This window comes from Actinosynnema pretiosum, assembly GCF_002354875.1.
Lineage (GTDB): Bacteria > Actinomycetota > Actinomycetes > Mycobacteriales > Pseudonocardiaceae > Actinosynnema > Actinosynnema auranticum.
In genome coordinates this window covers 6,669,344-6,687,221 of the sequence record NZ_CP023445.1, presented here as the reverse complement: position 1 = coordinate 6,687,221, position 17,878 = coordinate 6,669,344, and the positions used below count along the sequence as shown (strand labels likewise).

Here is a 17,878-nt window from a genome sequence, read left to right as displayed (position 1 = left end):
ACCCGTGCTCCACCGCCAGCGCCGAACCGGAACGCCGGTTCGGCGCGTTGGCGTGCAACGAGTTGACAACCGCTTGCGGGGTACCTGCAACGCTGGGGGCGGCTGCCAGGCAGGATGGCCGTGCCGTCCGACTCGCCTCTCGGGGGTACTCGGGGTGATCCCGGATATTCCGCCGGGTCGGTGGAAGCGCGGCTGCACAACTGACACGATGGAACCAACACCGGCACCGGGTCGTTGCCAATCACGAGCGCGAGCCAGGAAAGTGCGGAGAAGGCAGGCGTAGGAGATGGCCAACCCTTTCGTGAAGGCATGGAAGTACTTCATGGCGGCTTTTTCGTCGAAGATCGACGAGCACGCCGACCCGAAGGTGCAGATCCAGCAGGCCATCGAGGAGGCGCAGCGGCAGCACCAGGCGCTCTCCCAGCAGGCCGCAGCGGTGATCGGCAACCAGCGGCAGCTGGAGATGAAGCTCAACCGGCAGCTCGGTGAGGTCGAGAAGCTCCAGGCCTCCGCGCGCCAGGCGCTCGTGCTGTCCGACGAGGCCCGCGCCAAGGGCGACGAGCAGCGCGCCGCCCAGTTCGAGGAGGCCGCCGCCGGGTTCGCGACCCAGCTGGTCACCGCCGAGCAGGGCATCGAGGACCTGAAGACGCTGCACGACCAGTCGCTGCAGGCCGCGACCCAGGCGAAGCAGGCCGTCGAGAACAACGCGTCGGTCCTGCAGGGCAAGCTCGCCGAGCGCACCAAGCTGCTCAGCCAGCTGGAGCAGGCCAAGATGCAGGAGCAGGTCTCGCACTCGCTGCGGCAGATGACCGAGCTCGCCGCGCCCAGCAGCACCCCGTCCCTGGACGAGGTCCGCGACAAGATCGAGAAGCGGTACACCACCGCCCTCGGCTCCGCGGAGCTGGCGCAGAACTCGGTGCAGGGCCGCATGATGGAGGTGCAGCGCTCCACCACGCAGATGGCGGGCATCTCGCGCCTCGACCAGATCCGCGCCTCCATGGGCGGTGGCGCGACGGCGGGCGAGATCACCGCGAAGCCCAACTCCGCCGCCGCCAACATCCAGCAGGAGATCCAGCAGCGGGTGCAGCAGGCGCAGTCCCAGCCGCAGCAGGCCACGCAGCAGCTCCCGCAGAACCCGCCCGCCCAGAGCTGATGGGGTGATCCGCGATGCTTCCCGCCAACCGCAAGCTCGTTCCGGGTGAGCTGGTCGAGCTCTTCAACGCGCAGCAGGGGCAGGTCGCGGACCAGGTGAAGCGGCGCTTCACCGCGTGGAACGACCCGAGGGCCCGGCTGGACCGGCGCTACCGCCGATCCAGCCGGGCGCTCACCGTCTGGGCGATCATCCTCGCGGTGTTCTCCGTGCTCGGCGTGCTGGCCGTGGTCGGCGCCGTGCCGGTCGCGGCCGGGGTCGTCGGCGCGCTGGGCGCCACGGGCGGCGCGGTGCTGGCCGTCCGGTCCGGGGTGAAGATGCGCGCCATCGACGCCGAGCGGACCGAGCTGGCGAACACCGCCCCGCCGCCGAGGCCCCCGCTGCCCGCGAAGGCGTCGGCGGCCCGGTACCCGATGGAGCGGCTCGCCGAGGCCGAGGACGCCCTGGCGGAGCTGCTGGTGCAGCTCGACTCCAGCCGGATCACCTCGGTGCCGACCGAGTCCGTCGAGCAGGCCCGCGCGACGGGCCGGGAGGCGGCCTCGGCCATCCGGGCGGTCTCGCAGCAGCTCCAGGCGGTCGAGCGGGCCCGCGACACGGCCCCTCCGCTCCAGCGCGCGCCGCTGGTGGAGGGCGTGCGCAAGCTGCGGGTCCAGCTGGACGAGGGCGTCGACGGCTACTGCGGGCTGGTCGGCGCGGCGGGCAACGTGCTCGCGGAGAGCGCGGCGGCCAACCCGAGGGCCGTGCTCGACGAGGCGACCGACCACCTGGCGGGGCTCGCGTCCGGACTGCGCGAGCTGTCCGGCTGACCCCACCCCGACCCCGCTCCACCCTTCGCCCCTGGCTCCGGCCGGGGGCGTTGTCGTGTGTGAAGTAGCTCACCGCGCGGCGCGGCCCGGCTCGGCCGTCCGGGGAACCCGATCGGCCGGTGGGGTGATCACCGGGCCGCGTCCCGACCGGTGGGCGGCTGCTGCGGCGCGCCGGGGGCGGGGACCCCGTGAACAGCGCTTTTGTGAGCGCCCTTCGTGTTGCCCGGCTCCGGAGCGTCACCAGGGTGACGGCCCGCTCCCGGCTTCCGGGAGCGCACCAGCCCCCGAGGTGGGGAGCGCCCGATCGCCGCGCTCGGCTGCACCACTTCGCGCAGCGGGCATTGCGGTGCGTCGCGCGGGGTCTGGCGGACCATGCTGCAATCGTGTGATTATCAGACTGTTATATAGCGTTGCCCACTACGTGGCGTGGCAGGATCGCCAGGTCCGGCGCGAGGGGGCGCCGGGGGAGCGCGGAGCGGTCGGGAGGTCCAGCGGACGTGGCGTTGTGGACTGTGCGCGGGGACGGGCGGGTCACCGAGGGTGACACCATCGCCCCGGAGGAGCGGCCCAGTTGGCCGCTGACCCTCGGGTTCGGCGCGCAGCACTTCGTGGCCATGATCGGCGCCACCGTCTTCGTCCCCGCCACCACCGGGCTGCCGGTCGGCACCACCCTGCTGTTCTCCGGCGTCGGCACCCTGCTGTTCCTGATGATCACCCGCAACCGGGTGCCCGGCTACGTCGGCTCCTCGTTCGCGTTCATCGCCCCGCTCCAGGCCGCCCGGCTCGAGGGCGTCCCGGCCCAGCTCGGCGGCGTGCTCGCCACCGGGCTGCTGGTCGTGGTCGTCGGCATCGCGATCAAGGCGCTGGGCGTGCGCACGCTCGACTCGATCATGCCGCCCGCCGTCACCGGCGCCGTGGTCATCCTGATCGGCCTGAACCTCTCCAAGGCCTCCACCGGCGCGTTCTCCCAGCAGCCGCTCATCGCCGGGCTCACCCTCGGCGTGATCATGCTGTGCGGGGTGCTCGGCCGCCGCGCGTTCTTCCGGTTCTCGGTCCTGCTCGGCGTGCTGGCGGGCTGGGGCCTCGGCTTCGCGCTCGGCGTCGTGGACACCTCCGCCGTGGCCGAGGCCGCCTGGTGGGGCCTGCCCGAGGCGCACGCGCCGGAGGTCCGCCCGTCCGTGGTGCTGCTGTTCCTGCCCGTGGTCATCGTGCTGGTGGCCGAGAACATCGGCCACGTCAAGGCGATCGCCGCGCTGTCCGGCCGCGACCTGGACGGCAGCGTCGGCGACGCGGTCATCGCCAACGGCCTGTCCACGACGCTGGCCGGTCTCGGCGGCGGCGTCGGCACCACCACCTACTCGGAGAACATCGGCGTCATGGGCGTGACGCGGGTGTTCTCCACCGCCGCCTACGCGGTCACGGCCGCGGCGGCGATCGCCCTGTCGTTCTGCCCGAAGGCCCTGGCCCTGCTGTCCACCATCCCGCCCGGCGCGCTCGGCGGGGCGACCCTGGTGCTGTTCGGCCTGATCGCCGTGGTCGGCGTGCGGATCTGGCTGGACAACCGGGTGGACCTGACCAACCCGGCCAACGCGCTGGTCGGCGGGGCCGCGCTGGTCGCCGGGGTCGGCGACCTGACCATCCCCGTCGGCGACCTGGAGCTGGGCGGGCTGGTGTGGGGCTCGCTGCTGGTGGTCATCCTGCACCCGCTGCTGCGCAGGCTCTGGGCCGTCCGCGCGGGCGCCTGACCGGGGCGCCCGACCTGTGCGCCCGACCTGTGCTCCCGACCGGCGGCCTCAGCGCGCCGGGTACTCCCGCTCGGCCTCGGTGCGGGTGGTGAGCATCTCCCAGTACAGCTCCGCGAGCACGTCCGGGTCGGCGGTGGGCACGTCCTTCGGCAGGCCGCCCAGCTCGCCGGAGACCACCAGTTCGTGCGCGGCGCTGCCCGCGATCATCGCGCCGATGGTGAGGGTGCCCGCGTAGACGCCCCGCCCGGCCAGCTCGCCGTGCAGGGAGTGGACGTAGTTGCGGGTCGCGGCCATGCCCAGGCTCACCCCGCTCAGCCCCGGCACCGGGTGCGCGGCGGACATGCCCTGGCCGATCAGCACCGCGCCGTCGCCGCGCTCCAGCAGTTCCGGCAGCACGGCGCCGACCAGCGCGACCGGGGTGAGCGTGAACAGCGCGACCTGGGAGAGCACCTGGTCGGTGGTCAGCTCGGCGGCGGGCGTCATCGCGAAGTCCACGCCGATCGGCGCGTACTCGACCACGTCGATGCGGCCCATCCGCTCCCTGATGGTCTCCACCAGCGCGGGCGCTGCCCGGTGGTCGGACAGGTCGGCGGTGAAGGCCTCCGCCTCGATCCCCTGCTCGGCCAGCTTCGCCACCAGCGCGTCCAGCCGGTCCCTGCGCCTGGCGACCAGCGCCACCCGGTACCCCTCGCGGCCGAACCGCCTGGCCACGGCCGCGCCGAGCCCGGTTCCCGCGCCGAACACGACGATCACCTTGCGCATATCATCCCCCGTACGGGTCGATAACTTGATGCGGCTGTCAACTTCCTGCGGGGGCAACCCTGCAACAAGTTGAGACTGGTGTCAAGTTCTCTCGGGAGGTGGCATGGCCGAGCCGGGCAGGACGCTGCGCAAGGACGCGCGCCGCAACCTGGAGAAGCTGCTGGACGCGGCGGCCGAGGTGTTCCGCGAGCGCGGCCTCGGCGTGCCGCTGGAGGAGATCGCGCAGCGCGCGGGCGTCAGCGCGGGCACGCTCTACAACCGGTTCGGCACGCGCGAGGCACTGGTCGACGCCGTCGTGCCCGAGCTCGTCGCCGAGCAGCTCGCCTCCGTGGCGGACGTCGCGCGCGCCCTGGACGACCCCTGGGAGTCCTTCGCGGCCTACCTGGAGGGCATGTGCGGCCTCCAGGCCTCGCAACCGGTGTTCGCCGACGTCCTGACCGGCCGCTACGGCGCCGCCGAGCGCCTCGGCGAGCTGTGCCACGCGCAGAACCTCAACGCCGCCGACATCGTCGAGCGGGCCCGCGCCTCGGGCGCGCTGCGCGCCGACTTCGCCCCCTCGGACGTCGCCGTGGTGTTCCTGTGCGTGGCCAGGGTCGTGGAGGCCACGGCGGGCATCGCCGACGACGCGTGGCGCCGCCTGCTCGCGGTGCTGCTCGACGGCCTGCGCGCGGGCGGCGCCCGCCCGCTGCCCGTGCCCGCGCTCACCGCCGCGCAGCTCGACGCGGTCACCGAGCGCGCCTCCACCCGGAGGTGAGCCCGGCTACCGGCCCAGCAGCGACCGGTTGATCCGCCGCACCAGACCCGGACCCTCGTAGATGAACCCGGTGTACACCTGGAGCAGGCTCGCGCCCGCGTCCAGCATCCGCTTCGCGTCGTCCGCCGACGCGATGCCGCCCACCCCGACGATCGGCAGCTTCCCGCCGGTCTCCCGGCTGACGAACCGCACCACCTCGCGCGCTCGGGCCGCCAGCGGCCTGCCGCTGAGCCCACCGGCCTGCTCCGCGAGGTGCGCGTCCCGCGCCACCACGCCGTCGCGCGACAGCGTGGTGTTCGTGGCGATCAGCCCGTCCACGCCGTGCGCCTCGCACACCTCCAGCAGCTCGCCGATCGCCGCCTCGGTCAGGTCCGGCGCGATCTTGACCAGCAGCGGCTTGCGCGCGCCCAGCTCGGCCATCTCCGCGTTCAGCGCCGACAGCAGCCGGTCCAGCGCGTCCCGGTCCTGCAGCGCGCGCAGGCCCGGCGTGTTCGGCGAGCTGATGTTGACCGCGAAGTAGTCGCCGTGCCGGTGCAGCGCCCGCAGCGAGAGCCGGTAGTCCTCCTCGGCCTCCTCGACGGGCGTCACCTTCGACTTGCCCAGGCTGATCCCCAACGGCACCGGCAGCGGCCCCAGCGCCTCCAACCGGTCGGCCAGCGCCTGCGCGCCCTCGTTGTTGAAGCCCATCCGGTTGATGATCGCCTCGCTGCCGCGCAGCCGGAACAGCCTCGGCAGCGGGTTGCCCGGCTGGGCCTTCGCGGTGACCGTGCCGACCTCGACGAACCCGAACCCCAGCGCGGCCCACGCGGGCAGCGCCCGGCCGTTCTTGTCCAGCCCCGCCGCCAGCCCCACCGGGTTCGGGAAGCGCACCCCGAACACCGTGCGCGCCAGGCCTGGCCCGCGCACGCCCAGGTTCACCCTGGCGGCCAGCGGGGAGACCCTCGACGCCAGGTCGAGCGTGGTCTCGTGGACCCGCTCCGCGTCCCCGTCGTGCAGGGAGAACAACGCCTTGCGCACCACGTTCCGGTAGATCACGGCCGCAACCCTATGCGATCGGACCCGGTTGGCAGCGCGGGCACCAGTACGCCACCCGCTCCAGCACCCCGGCGCCCTGGCCGCCGACCCGCACCCGCGTCCCGCAGCGCGCGCACGGCCGCCCGGTCCGCTCGAACACCCAGTGCTGCTGCCCGCGCCGCAGCGACCCGGTCGTGGACTGCTCCGGCCGCCACGCGTTGGCCAGCAGCAGCCTCCGGCACAGCCGCACGGCCTCCACCGGGTCCACCGCCGACACCGGCGACCACGGGGACACGCCCAGCAGGAAGCACACCTCGGCCTTGTACAGGTTCCCGACGCCCGCGAGCACCCGCTGGTCCAGCAGCGCCAGCCCCAGCTCCCGCTCGGGCTCCGCGACCAGCCTGCGCACCGCCTCGGCCTCGGCCGCCCCGTCCCAGTCGTCGGCCAGCAGGTCCGGGCCCAGGTGGCCGACCAGCCGGTGCTCGTCGGCGGTCGGCAGCAGCTCCAGGTCGTGCAGCGCGAACCCGATCGCCTGCCGGTCCGGCACCTCGAACACCGCCCGCGCCTGGTGGCCGGGACGGCGCCAGCGCTCACCCGGCCGGTACAGGTGCCACGCCCCGTCCATCCGGAAGTGGCTGTGCAGGCTCAGGTCCCCGCTGAACCGGGTGAACAGGTGCTTGCCCACCGACCGCACGCCCAGCACCTCGCGCCCGGCCAGGTCCGCCGTCGCGAACCTCGGGTGGCGCAGCTGACCGCGCAGCAGCACCCGGCCGGTCAGCGCGTCGGCCAACCGGTGGCCCGCGAGGAAGACCGTGTCACCCTCGGGCACGGCGGGCGCCCGCGAGACCGGTCACGCGTCCACCGCCTCGTGCGCCTCCTGGATCTCGTCCTCGTCGAAGTCCCGGTGCGAGGCCTTGCGCCTGCTCCGGCTCACCCGCAGCACCCGCGCCAGCAGCAGGTTGAACGCCAGCGCCACCTCGCGCGCGCCCGGCGTCCCCCACTCGTGGATCGGCATGCAGGCGCCCTGGGCCTGCTGCACCGCGAGGCGGTCCGGCAGCGCCACCGGCATCACCAGCGGGCCGAAGATGTCGCGCAGCTCCTCGATGCGGAACTGGTGCTCGTGCGAGCGCGGGCGCACCCGGTTGACCACCACGCCCAGCGGCTGGAGCTCGTCGTTGTGCTCCCGCTCGGACTGCACCGCCTCGAACGCGCGCTGCACGCCCGCGACGGCGAACATCGTCGGCTCGGTCACCAGCAGCGCCCGGTCCGCGGCCACCAGCGCCGAGCGGGTCAGCTGGCCCAGCGACGGCGGGCAGTCCAGCAGCACCAGCTGGTAGTCGTCCTCGACCACCGCCAGCGCCTCGCGCAGCCGCCCCAACCGCTTTTCACCCGGATCGGGGTGGTTCAGCAGCTCCGCGTCCTCCGAACCGGAGAGCACGTCGACCCCGTCGCCCCACGCCGACGGCGCGATGGCGGCCCGCACGGTCTCCGGGGCCGGTTCCTTGAGCACGTCGTAGACGCTGGCCGAGGACTCCCCCGGTTCCAGCGTGGAGGTGGCGTTGCACTGCGGGTCGAGGTCGATGACCAGCGTCCGCACGCCGCGCCTGAGCGCGGCCGACGCGAGACCCAGCGCGACCGTCGTCTTCCCCACTCCACCTTTGAGGCTGAGCACCGCGACCGTATGCACAAGGTGCAGCCTACGGCCCTTAGGCTTCTGTGCCATGCGACCGGACGCCGTACAGAGGGTGCTCGACACCGAGTTGACCGCCGCGAGGCACCGGCGGGGCGGCGAGCCCCCCAGGGTCCTGGACGTCGGCGGCGGCACCGGCGTGTGGGCCGTCCAGCTGGCCGCCGCGGGCTGCGCGGTCACCGTGGTCGACCCGAGCCCCGACGCGCTGGCCACCCTGACCCGGCGCGCCGCCGAGGCGGGCGTCGCCGATCGGGTGATCGCCGTGCAGGGCGACACCGACGCCCTCGGCGAGCTGGTCAGCGACGGCGCCGCCGACCTGGTGCTCGGCCACGGGCTGCTGGAGGTCGTGGACGACGCGACCACCGCCCTCGCCGCCCTCGCCGCCGCCGCGGCCCCCGGCGGGGCGGTCTCGGTCCTGGTGGCCAACCGCTACGCCGCCGTGCTGCACCGGGCCATCGGCGGCCGGATCGTCGACGCGCGCAGGCTCCTCGACGACGAGGGCGGTCAGCTCGCCGGGACCCGCGACCCGCTCCTGCGCCGGTTCGACGTGACAGGTCTTGAGACCCTGGTCTCATCGACCGGGCTGGCGGTAGAAATTCTCCAGGGGCACGGGGTCGTCGCAGATCTGGTGCCCGGCGCCGTGCTGGAGGCGAATCCCGGCGCGGCTGAGGCGTTGGCAGAGCTGGAACTGGCCGCCGCGACGCGTTCTCCCCTGCGAGACGTGGCCGCGCGGTTGCACGTGCTGGCTCGCCGCACGGGGTGAGTGGGGTGAGATGGACGGAGTCACCGGCGCGTTAGGGGTCGACGGGCGGTTCGACCCCGAGCAGGTTCGGGCAGCGGCAGCGGGGGACCGGGCTGCCGTGCGCGAACTGCTGGCGGTGGTTCGCCCGGTCGTGGTGCGCTACTGCCGCGCGAGGGTGGGACGGCAGGAGCGGACGTTCGCGTCCGCCGACGACGTGGCGCAGGAGGTGTGCCTGGCGGTGCTGACGGCGCTGCCGAGCTACCGCGACCAGGGGAGGCCGTTCCTGGCCTTCGTGTACGGCATCGCCGCGCACAAGGTCGCGGACGCGCACCGGGCCGCCGCCCGCAACCGGGCGGAACCGGTGCCGGAGCTGCCCGACTCGGTCTCGACCGAGGCGGGCCCGGAGACCAGGGCGCTGCACGGCGAGCTGTCCGACCGGATGGCGCGGCTGCTGCGCGTCCTGCCGGACAAGCAGCGGGAGATCCTGGTGCTGCGGGTCGTGGTCGGCCTGTCGGCCGAGGAGACCGCGCACGCGGTCGGCTCGACGCCCGGCGCGGTGCGGGTCGCGCAGCACCGGGCGCTCGCCAAGCTGCAGAAGATCGTGCGCCAGCCGCACCGGGTGTGACGGCGGCGCGCTGGCGGCCTCAGTGCCGCCAGCGCGTCCGCCGCGCCACCTCCTCCTCGTCGACGCCCTCGAACAGGGCGATCTCGCCGCGCCGCACGTCGGCCACGGTCGCCGCGAACTCCCGGCCCATCGCCGCGGTGAGCGCCGCGTCGGCCTCGAACGCCGCGACCGCCTCGCCCAGCGAGGTCGGCAACCTCGGCGCGTCCGGGTGATCCGCCGGGTTGCCCACCACCGGTTCCGGCAGCCCGCCGCCCTCGGCCAGCCCCGCCTCGCCCGCCGCGAGCACCGCGCCGAGCAGCAGGTACGGGTTGGCGGTCAGGTCGAAGCACTTGACCTCCACCGACCGGCCGCGCACCAGCCGCATCGCGGCCTCCCGGTTCTCCAGGCCCCACGCCGCGAACGGGCCCGACCAGCGCGACGGCACCAGCCGCAGGTAGCTGGCCACCGACGGCGCGCCGATCGCGCACAGCGCGGGCAGCCTGCGCAGCACGCCCGCGTAGAACGCCTCCGCCTCCGGCGCGAGCCCGAACCGGCCGCTCCCTCCGGACAACAGCGGGCGGCCGTCCCGCCACAGGCTCGTGTGCAGGTGCCCGCCGTTGCCGACGCCGCCCGCGACCACCTTCGGCGAGAACGACACCCGCATCCCGTGCCTGGCCGACACCGCGCGCACGGTCTCGCGCACCAGCACCGCCGTGTCCGCCGCCGCCACCGGCTCCTCCGGCGCGGTGGACAGCTCGAACTGGCCCGGCGCGTACTCGGGGTGGAACTGGAGCACGTCCACCCGCTGCTCGGCCAGCGCCGACAGCAGCTCGGCCGAGTAGTCGGACAGCTCGACCTGCCTGGCGTGGCCGTAGGCGGGCGCGGTCGTGACCGGCGCGAAGTCGTCGGTCCTCGCCCCGAGCGCCCACTCGACCTCGAACCCGGCCCTGAGCCGGTAGCCCCGCTCGGCGAGCCGCTCGGTCATCACCCGCGCGAAACCGCGCTCGTCCTGCGGGTGCCGCTCGCCGGTCTGGGCGTGCCGGTCGGCGGGCGCCCACGCCCAGCCGGGCTGACCGGCCAGCACCACCAGGCGGTCCAGGTCCGGGTGCAGGCGCAGGTCGCCGTCCGGGCCGCCCGCGTGCCTGCCCGCCACGATGCTGTCGTCGAGCAGGAAGGCGTCGAACACCTCGGCCGACCCCAGGCCCTCGGCGGCGGCCCACGGCAGGCGGGCCACCGGCACCGACTTCACCCGCGTGATGCCGCTGTGGTCCACCCAGGTGATCGCCACGGCGACCACGCCGCGCCTGCCCAGCTCGTCCACCACGCCCGAAGCGCGGTCCCTGCGGTGCTCCCGCTCGGCTGCGTCCATGGGGGCGTTGGCTACCGGGCGCGATTAGGGTGCGACAAGTGGAAACGCCGCTCGCGGTGGTCGAGACCACCCCATTGATCGACCACCACTGCCACGGGGTGCTCGGCGGGGAGCTGGACCGGCGGGCGTTCGAGGCGCGCCTGACGGAGGCTCCGGCCGCGGCGCCGGGGACGAGCCTGTTCGACACGGCGGTGGGGTTCGCGGTGCGGCGGTGGTGCGCGCCCGTGCTGGACCTGCCGCCGCACGCCTCCCCGGACGCCTACCTGGAGCGGCGGGCCGAGCTGGGGGCGGACGAGGTCAACCGGCGGTTCATCGGGGCGGCCGGGGTGGAGGTGTTCCTGGTCGACGCCGGGCTGCCCGGCGAGCTGGTCGACCCCTCGGCGTTCGGCGGGCGCTCGCTGGACGTGCTGCGGTTGGAGCGGCTGGCCGAGCTGGTGGTGGGGGAGGGCGCGGCGGGATTCCTGGACCGGGTGCGCTCGGCGCTGGAGCGCTCCCGGTCGGTGGCGGCCAAGTCGATCGCGGCCTACCGGGTGGGGCTCGACCTCGATCCGGCGCGGCCGTCGGACGCCGAGGTGGTGCGGGCGGCTTCCCGCTGGCTGGCCTCGGGGTCCGGGCGGTGCGCGGACCCGGTGCTGTCCCGGTTCCTGGTGTGGGAGGCGCTGGAGCGCGGGCTGCCGGTGCAGTTCCACGCCGGCTACGGCGACTCGGACCTCGACCTGCACCGGGCCGACCCGGCGCTGCTCACCCCGCTGCTGCGGGCGGTCCAGCCGCTCGGGGTCCCGGTGCTGCTGCTGCACAACTACCCGTTCCACCGGACCGCCGGGTACCTCGCGCAGGTGTTCCCGCACGTCTGCGCGGACCTCGGGCTGGCCACGCACGGGGTGGGCGACCGGGCCGCCGCGGTGCTCGCCGAGGCTCTGGAGCTGGTGCCTTGCGGGAAGTTCCTCTACTCGTCGGACGCCTGCGCGCTGGCGGAACTGCATTACCTGGGCGCGCTGCTGTTCCGGCGGGGGCTGTCGGAGGTCCTGCGGGGCAAGCTCACCAGCGGTGCTCTTTCGGATGAAGACGCCGTGCGGATCACCCGGATGGTGAGCGGCGGCAACGCGCGCCGCGTCTACCGGATCGACTAACCTGTCGAACAGCAGTTCGAGTCTCGGGGTGGGTGGAGGGGTGTTCCGTGGGGCGCAGCGCCAACCTGCCCAAGGGGCTGGTCGAGCGGTTCCGCGTGCGCGAGGGGGACGTCCCGGACGACGCGGGCTGCCGGATGCTGCACGTGGACATGGACGCCTTCTACGCGTCGGTCGAGATCCGCGACCGGCCGGAGCTGGCCCGCCTGCCGGTCGTGGTCGGCGGCACCGCGCACCGGGGCGTGGTGGCGTCGGCGAACTACCTGGCCCGCGAGTTCGGCGTCCGCTCCGCCATGCCCACCGCGCACGCCAAGCGGCTCGCCCCGCACGCGGTGTTCCTGCCGCCGGACTTCACCAAGTACCGGGACGTCTCGCGGGGCGTCATGGAGCTGTTCCGCCAGGTCACGCCGCTGGTCGAGCCGCTGAGCCTGGACGAGGCGTTCCTGGACGTGGGCGGCGCGCTGCGCAGGCTCAAGGCCACGCCCGCCGAGATCGCCGCGCGCGTCCGGGTCGACGTGGAGCGGGAGCACGGCATCACCTGCTCCGTCGGGGTGGCGTCGACGAAGTTCCTGGCGAAGCTGTCCTCGGGCATGTGCAAGCCGGACGGCCTGATGGTGGTGCCGAAGGACCGGGCGCTGGAGTTCCTGCACCCGCTGCCGGTGGGCGCGCTGTGGGGCGTGGGCAAGCGCACCGCCGAGCAGCTGGACCGGTTGGGGCTGGAGACGGTCGGGGACGTGGCGGCGGCTCCGCCGCTGCGGCTGCGCAAGGCGGTCGGCGTCGCGCTGGCCGAGCACCTGCACGCGCTGGCCAGGGGCCACGACGACCGGCCCGTGGTGCCGTACACCAGGGAGAAGTCGATCGGCGCCGAGGAGACCTTCGAGGTCGACCACTTCGACCGCGCGGTGCTGAAGCTGGAGCTGCTGCGGCTGTCCGAGCGGACGGCGGCGTCGCTGCGCGCGAAGGGCCTGCGCGGGCGGACGGTGTCGATCAAGGTCAGGTTCGCGGACTTCACCACGATCACCCGGTCGAGGACTTTGCGGGTGGCCACGGACGTGGCGCGCGAGGTGTACGCGACCGCGACGTCCCTGCTGGACGACCACGTCCCGCCGGGCGCGGTGCGGCTCATCGGCGTGCGGGTGGAGCAGCTGTCCGAGGGCACGGCGGGGGAGCAGTTGGCGTTCGACGCCCCCGAGCGCGGCTGGCGCGAGGCGGAGCAGGCGGCCGACCAGGCGAGGACCCGCTTCGGCACGGCGGCGGTCCGCCCGGCCTCCCTCCTCTCCACTGCCCCGGCCCGCTCGGCGGAACCCGAGCCGAAACCGGAACGCCACCCCGAGGGCCGCTGAACCCGACCGCCACCCGATCACGCCCCTCCGGCCAGCCGCGCCCGCCTCCCCCTCCGCTGTCTCTCCTCCACTTCCGGAGCTCTCCGCTTTCGGGCCTCTCTGTTCCGGGTCTCTCAACTCCCCGCTCTCTCTTGCTTCCGGGTCGCCTGTTCATCGCATCCGTTCACCCTGCTCGTCTCGTTCGGCGCTGCTTTCCGGGGCTCCGCAGTCGCCGGGCCGCCGTTCGGGTGTCATCCCGGCGTGCTCCCCACCCGTTCGCGCTAACCGAGTGCACCCTGTTCTGGTGGAGCGGTTCTGGGCCCGGTTGACCGTCGCGGAGCAGGGCCTCCTGCGCGCCGCGGGTGTCGAGCGCGACTACTCGCGCGGCGCCGTCGTGTGCCGCGAGGGCGAGACCACCGCGCACGTCCTGGTCGTCCGCGAGGGCCTCCTCCGGGTCACCGCCGTGACCCCGACCGGCGAGCGCCTGCTCGCGGTGCGCGGTCCCGGCGACATCGTCGGCGAGCGGTCCGCCGTGGACGGACTTCCCCGCTCGGCCACCGTCAGCGCCAGCGGTCGCACGAGGGCGCTCGTGCTCACCGCCGCCACGTTCACCGCCCTGTGCCGCCGCGAGCCCGGCATCTCCTGGGCCGTCCTCGGCGTGGTCGTCGGCCGCCAGCGCGACGCGGACCGCCAGCGCGTGCAGATCAGCGGCACCGCCACCCAGCGGGTCGCCGCGGTCCTGCTCGACATGGCCCTCCAGCGCGGCATCGCCGACCAGGGGGCCGTGCCGTTCACCCAGGAAGAGCTCGCGGGAATCGCCGGAACCTCGCGAGAATCACTGGTCCGGGTGCTGCGCTCCCTGCGTTCCGAGGGCATCATCTCCACGGGCAGGCGCGTGGTGGACATTCACGACGTCCGGCGCCTCCAGGGTTACGCGGACTGAATTCCGGCCCAGTGCGTCATCTGACGCAGATCCCCTTCGCGAGTGCTCCTAAAAAGGAGCCATGACGAAAGGGGGAGCCATGATCCGCCGTGAAGCCGAGATCAGGTCCCGCAGGAAGTTCACCGAGCGGCTCGCCTGCGCACTGCTGTTCTCCGCCATCCAGCTGTGGGCGCTGGCCGTGGTGCTGACCCGCTTGGAGGTCGACGGCGTGACCGCGCTGGCGATCGCCTTCTGCACCGCGGGCGGACTGGTCGCCCTCTACGACGCCTGGTCCGGCGTGCGCGTCACCGCGCGTGAAATCGATCAGGAGATCAACCAGGAGGAGGAACTGGCGAGGTTCTGATCGGGTGAAGGTGATTTCGAGGGGTAATCACCTTCCGAGCAAAGGCTCCCGGCGGCCACCAGGCCACCGGGAGCCTTTCCCGTTCCGCCCCGCCCATACCCCACTCCGCCCCCCACTTCCCGTCATTCCCCCAAGTTCTCCACACCCCCACCAGTTGTCCACAACCCCCGCTTTCCCTCCTCGCCACCCGCCCCCAGGCCGCCCACAGTGGACTCATGCGCCTCACACCCACGATCAACCTCGACGCCCTGGCCCTCCTCTTCGCGAACCGCATCGCCTCCGCCGCACTCCTGGTCCGCCTGGGCCTGCCCGCGGCCGAACTCCTGTCCCGCTGCGAACGCGGCGGCCCGTGGCAGCGCCTGCTCCCCGGAGTCCTCCTCCTCTCCCCGATCCCGCCAACCCGGACCCAGTGGGCGCGCGCGGCGCTCTGCTACGCGGGCGCGGACGCCCAGCTCACCGGGATCGACGCCCTCCACCTGCACGGAATGCGCTCACTGCCTCCGGCGGGTCAGATCCTGGTCCTCTCCCGCAGAGGCAAACCGCCCACCGACCGAGTGAGGGTGATGGCCACCAGACACCCGCCACCCCCGCTGCTGGTGGACGGCTTCCCCACCGCCCCACTGCCGAGGGCCGCGACCGACGCGGCACGGGTGCTCGACAACCCCCGCGCCCTGAGCGCCGTCTTCACCGAGGTCGTCACCAGAACCGGTGTCTCCACCGCAGACCTGCGCGCACTCCTGCCCAAGGCGACGGCCGCGACCCGCCAAGCCCTGGCCGTGGTGGAACGCCCGCCCCTGGCGGTGAAACGAGCCCAGGAGCTGACGACCCACCTGGGCCTGCCGGAGCCGAGGTGGAGCCCCACGATCACCACGGCGGAGGGCGACCCCTTGGGCGTGGCCGACGCCTGGTGGGACGCCTACGGCCTGGCCTGGCAGTTCAGAACCCCAAAACCCTCCTCGACGGCCCTGCAGGCAGCGGGCGCGGTGGTCGTCCACACCGACCCGACAACCCTGAGAACAGGAGGCCCCCACCTCCTGACCCCCCTGGCAAGGGCCACCGCCCAAGCCCAAACCCGCCCCCGCCCACCCCTGACGGCGAAGAACGGCATCACCCCAACCCCAACCAAGCCACCCCACCCCGCCCCGCACCCACTCCACTCCCCACCAAGGAGGCCACCCCACCCCCACCCGACCCCGCCCACACCTGACCAACCACCCCACCCACCTCATAGGGATGGCACCCGCCCAACCGAAGCCGCCCACCCCTCACCACTCACCGCCCACACCCGCCCAACACCACTACCCACCCGCCACCCGCTGCTGGCTCCCGCTCCCATCGCTGGCTGCTGCTGCCCGCTGCTGGCTGTCGCCACCCGCTGCTGGCTGCCACTGTCCACCGCTGGCTGCCGCTGCCTGCTGCCGCTGCTGGCTCCCGCCCCCCGTCGCTGGCTGCTGCGCCCGCTGCTGGCATCCGCTGCCCGCCAGTCGCCTCCCCCCACCTGCCACTGGCGGTTATTGCCTACGCCAGCGACCGCCGCTCGCTACCCGCTACCTACTCCCCGCCGCTCGCTGCCCACTACCGCCGCCCGTCGCCCACCCCCGCTCAGCGCTCACCGCGTGTTGCCCGCCGTCCGCCCCACCCAACGCCCAACATCCGCGTTGTGTCGCCCGCCGCGCACCATTCGCCCAACACCCACCGGGCGCTGTCCGCCGCGCACCCATCGGCCGTCGCCCACTGCCCTCGTCCGCCATCCGTCGCCTCGTCCGCCCGCCGTCAGCAGCCCGTGCCCGCCGTCCACGCCAGCAGTCCGCCGTCGGTGTCCACTGCCGCCATCCGCTGTCTGCCCCAACCGGCTGCGGCTCGCCGCCCGTCCATCGCTGTCGTTCCCGTCTGCGGTGTGCCCCGATGGTCGTCGCGTCTCCCCGCGTCTCCTCGCGTCCTCCCGGCTTGATCAACTTGCGCTGCCGGGCCAGCGGTGGGTTCCGTTCGCGCGCCCACAAGCCGTGTGGTCAACGGCCGTGCCCGTAGGCGTTCAAGGGGTCGATGTCCGCAGTGGTGCGGCCCGAGGAGGTGTAGCGCCGTCCGTCTGAGTGCGCCCATGAAGTGATCTTGGTCACCTCTCGCACCGCGGCTCTCCGCCGCAGGGCGGTCCGGGGTGTCGGAGCGGGGGAGCGGGAGGGGGTGCGCGGGTGCTGCGGGGAGGGGCGCGGAATGGCTCAGGTGTTCGCGCGGGAGGTCGTTGTGCAGGGTCGGCGGTCGACGTCGTGGGGTGCGGGAGTCGTTCGCGTCCTGCGGTTTGCCGCCTGGTGAGGCGTCCGGGCAGTGCTCCGCCGAGGGGTGGGGGCTGACCGCAGGATGACCTTGCGACCTCACGGGGGCCTGACCGTTGACCCGTGAGGATGATGGTGACAGAAGGAACCGTCCGGGTCCTGCGACTGGGTAGTCGAGAAGCTCCCCAAATCGTATCCTTGACGTGACACCCCCAAAGCGGGGCGTCCGCCGGGACCGGCGGCAACCGCGACACCCGGCGCCCGCGACCGCTGTGCCGGAGGAGGAGCCATGCCACTCTCCGAGCACGAGCAGCGACTGCTCGACCAGATCGAGCGCGCGCTCTACGCCGAGGACCCGAAGTTCGCATCCACCGTGCGCGGCGCGAAGCTGCGCAAGCCGTCCCGACGGCGTCGCATCTACGGCATCGTGCTGTTCGCCGTGGGTGTCGCACTGCTCGTGACCGGTGTCATGCTGCCGAAGCTCGCTGGTATCCCGGTGGTGAGCGTTGTCGGCTTCCTGATGATGTTCTTCGGCGTGCTGCTCACAGTGACGACGCTGCGTCGCGGTGAGCAGGGTGCCGAAGAGCCCGAAGCGCAGGGAAGCAGGCCGACCAGTCGCAGCTCGTTCTCCCAGAAGATGGAAGAACGCTTCCGTCGTCGTTTCGAGGGCGAGTAATCCGGCCCGAGGACCAGTAGTCGTGCTGCGGCCCGCCCCACTCGGGGCGGGCCGCAGCACGCTTTCCACCGGAAAACCAGGAAACGCGCCCCAAGCGAACCCGCGCGCCACACCCGAACCCGAGCACCACACCCCGCCTGGAACCCGAGCTTCGAACGGCACTCTGGGGCGGAGCCGAGGCCTGAGCCGCACCCCAGCGCGACCCCGAGCTCCGGACCACATCCGGCGCTAACCTGGCCCCTACTCCGCGCCGGGCCCCACTCCGTGCCCGGTCCCGAACCGTGCCCGGTCCCGAACCGTGCCCGGTCCCGAACCGCGCCCGGTCCCGAACCGAGCACCGGGCCTTCGAGCCGGACCTGAGCGCCGCGTCCCCGGCATGACGCCCGACGCCTCGCCTTCAGCCCCGGTCGAACCCGAGCGCCTCGCTTTGCCTTCGCCCCCAGTGCTCCCCGGCCTGACCCGAGCACTTCGCGCGGCCCCTGAACCCCAGCGCCCCTGAACCCCAGCGCCCCTGAACCCCAGCGCCCCTGAACCCCAGCGCCCCTGAACCCCAGCGCCCCT

Annotated in this window: 16 protein-coding genes; 11 read left to right on the top strand and 5 right to left on the bottom strand. The window is 73.6% G+C overall.

Annotated features, from left to right (window positions below):
- Positions 1-286 precede the first annotated feature (286 nt).
- The 3 genes from CNX65_RS28405 to CNX65_RS28395 all read left to right on the top strand — a co-directional run bounded on the left by CNX65_RS28405 (position 287) and on the right by CNX65_RS28395 (position 3,701).
- A complete protein-coding gene (locus tag CNX65_RS28405; protein ID WP_096496489.1) occupies positions 287-1,153 on the top strand; it encodes a PspA/IM30 family protein in 867 nt (288 codons plus the stop codon).
- 14 nt (positions 1,154-1,167) lie between these two features.
- Positions 1,168-1,956 carry a phage shock envelope stress response protein PspM gene (pspM, locus tag CNX65_RS28400; protein WP_096496488.1) on the top strand — a complete coding sequence of 263 codons (789 nt, stop codon included), beginning with the start codon at positions 1,168-1,170 and terminating at the stop codon, positions 1,954-1,956.
- Positions 1,957-2,453: 497 nt separating this feature from the next.
- Positions 2,454-3,701, top strand: coding sequence for a uracil-xanthine permease family protein (locus tag CNX65_RS28395; protein WP_096496487.1), 1,248 nt, complete (start codon positions 2,454-2,456; stop codon positions 3,699-3,701).
- A gap of 48 nt (positions 3,702-3,749) precedes the next feature.
- On the opposite strand, the gene CNX65_RS28390 is transcribed toward CNX65_RS28395, so the two are convergent.
- On the bottom strand, positions 3,750-4,463 hold the full coding sequence (locus CNX65_RS28390; RefSeq protein ID WP_096496486.1) for an SDR family NAD(P)-dependent oxidoreductase: 714 nt from the start codon (positions 4,461-4,463) through the stop codon (positions 3,750-3,752).
- A gap of 103 nt (positions 4,464-4,566) precedes the next feature.
- Between CNX65_RS28390 and CNX65_RS28385 the strand changes: the two genes are divergently transcribed.
- A complete protein-coding gene (locus CNX65_RS28385; RefSeq protein WP_096496485.1) occupies positions 4,567-5,217 on the top strand; it encodes a TetR/AcrR family transcriptional regulator in 651 nt (216 codons plus the stop codon).
- 6 nt (positions 5,218-5,223) lie between these two features.
- On the opposite strand, the gene CNX65_RS28380 is transcribed toward CNX65_RS28385, so the two are convergent.
- Genes CNX65_RS28380 through CNX65_RS28370 form a run of 3 tightly spaced genes read right to left on the bottom strand, consistent with a single transcriptional unit; the run spans position 5,224 to position 7,954 of the window.
- On the bottom strand, positions 5,224-6,252 hold the full coding sequence (locus tag CNX65_RS28380) for a quinone-dependent dihydroorotate dehydrogenase (protein WP_096496484.1): 1,029 nt from the start codon (positions 6,250-6,252) through the stop codon (positions 5,224-5,226).
- A gap of 10 nt (positions 6,253-6,262) precedes the next feature.
- Positions 6,263-7,060, bottom strand: a complete 798-nt coding sequence (locus tag CNX65_RS28375) for a DNA-formamidopyrimidine glycosylase family protein (protein WP_096496483.1) — start codon at positions 7,058-7,060, stop codon at positions 6,263-6,265.
- Positions 7,061-7,081: 21 nt separating this feature from the next.
- A complete protein-coding gene (locus CNX65_RS28370) occupies positions 7,082-7,954 on the bottom strand; it encodes a ParA family protein (RefSeq protein WP_198320565.1) in 873 nt (290 codons plus the stop codon).
- On the opposite strand from CNX65_RS28370, the gene CNX65_RS28365 reads away from it, so the two are divergent.
- Together CNX65_RS28365 and shbA are read left to right on the top strand one after the other, a co-directional pair.
- Positions 7,953-8,684: a class I SAM-dependent methyltransferase gene (locus tag CNX65_RS28365; protein WP_096496481.1), complete on the top strand. Its 732-nt coding sequence runs from the start codon at positions 7,953-7,955 to the stop codon at positions 8,682-8,684. The two genes, CNX65_RS28370 and CNX65_RS28365, sit on opposite strands and share 2 nt — an antisense overlap.
- A gap of 10 nt (positions 8,685-8,694) precedes the next feature.
- On the top strand, positions 8,695-9,288 hold the full coding sequence (gene shbA / locus CNX65_RS28360) for an RNA polymerase sigma factor ShbA (RefSeq protein WP_096496480.1): 594 nt from the start codon (positions 8,695-8,697) through the stop codon (positions 9,286-9,288).
- Between the two features lie 19 nt (positions 9,289-9,307).
- Here shbA and CNX65_RS28355 read toward each other — a convergent pair whose 3' ends face one another.
- Positions 9,308-10,636, bottom strand: a complete 1,329-nt coding sequence (locus CNX65_RS28355; RefSeq protein ID WP_096496479.1) for a type I glutamate--ammonia ligase — start codon at positions 10,634-10,636, stop codon at positions 9,308-9,310.
- Positions 10,637-10,674: 38 nt separating this feature from the next.
- Between CNX65_RS28355 and CNX65_RS28350 the strand changes: the two genes are divergently transcribed.
- The 5 genes from CNX65_RS28350 (at position 10,675) to CNX65_RS28315 (ending at position 17,317) form a co-directional block, all read left to right on the top strand.
- Positions 10,675-11,766, top strand: coding sequence for an amidohydrolase family protein (locus CNX65_RS28350; RefSeq protein ID WP_096496478.1), 1,092 nt, complete (start codon positions 10,675-10,677; stop codon positions 11,764-11,766).
- 47 nt (positions 11,767-11,813) lie between these two features.
- The gene (locus CNX65_RS28345) at positions 11,814-13,106 is read left to right on the top strand and encodes a DNA polymerase IV (RefSeq protein WP_096496477.1); all 1,293 of its coding nucleotides are present in this window, start codon (positions 11,814-11,816) and stop codon (positions 13,104-13,106) included.
- Between the two features lie 283 nt (positions 13,107-13,389).
- Positions 13,390-14,028 (top strand): Crp/Fnr family transcriptional regulator, encoded by a 639-nt coding sequence (locus CNX65_RS28340; RefSeq protein WP_096496476.1) that lies wholly within the window; start codon positions 13,390-13,392, stop codon positions 14,026-14,028.
- A 79-nt stretch (positions 14,029-14,107) separates the two neighbouring features.
- On the top strand, positions 14,108-14,371 hold the full coding sequence (locus CNX65_RS28335; protein WP_096496475.1) for a hypothetical protein: 264 nt from the start codon (positions 14,108-14,110) through the stop codon (positions 14,369-14,371).
- 2,559 nt (positions 14,372-16,930) lie between these two features.
- The gene (locus tag CNX65_RS28315) at positions 16,931-17,317 is read left to right on the top strand and encodes a DUF3040 domain-containing protein (protein WP_015804477.1); all 387 of its coding nucleotides are present in this window, start codon (positions 16,931-16,933) and stop codon (positions 17,315-17,317) included.
- Positions 17,318-17,878: the final 561 nt, after the last annotated feature.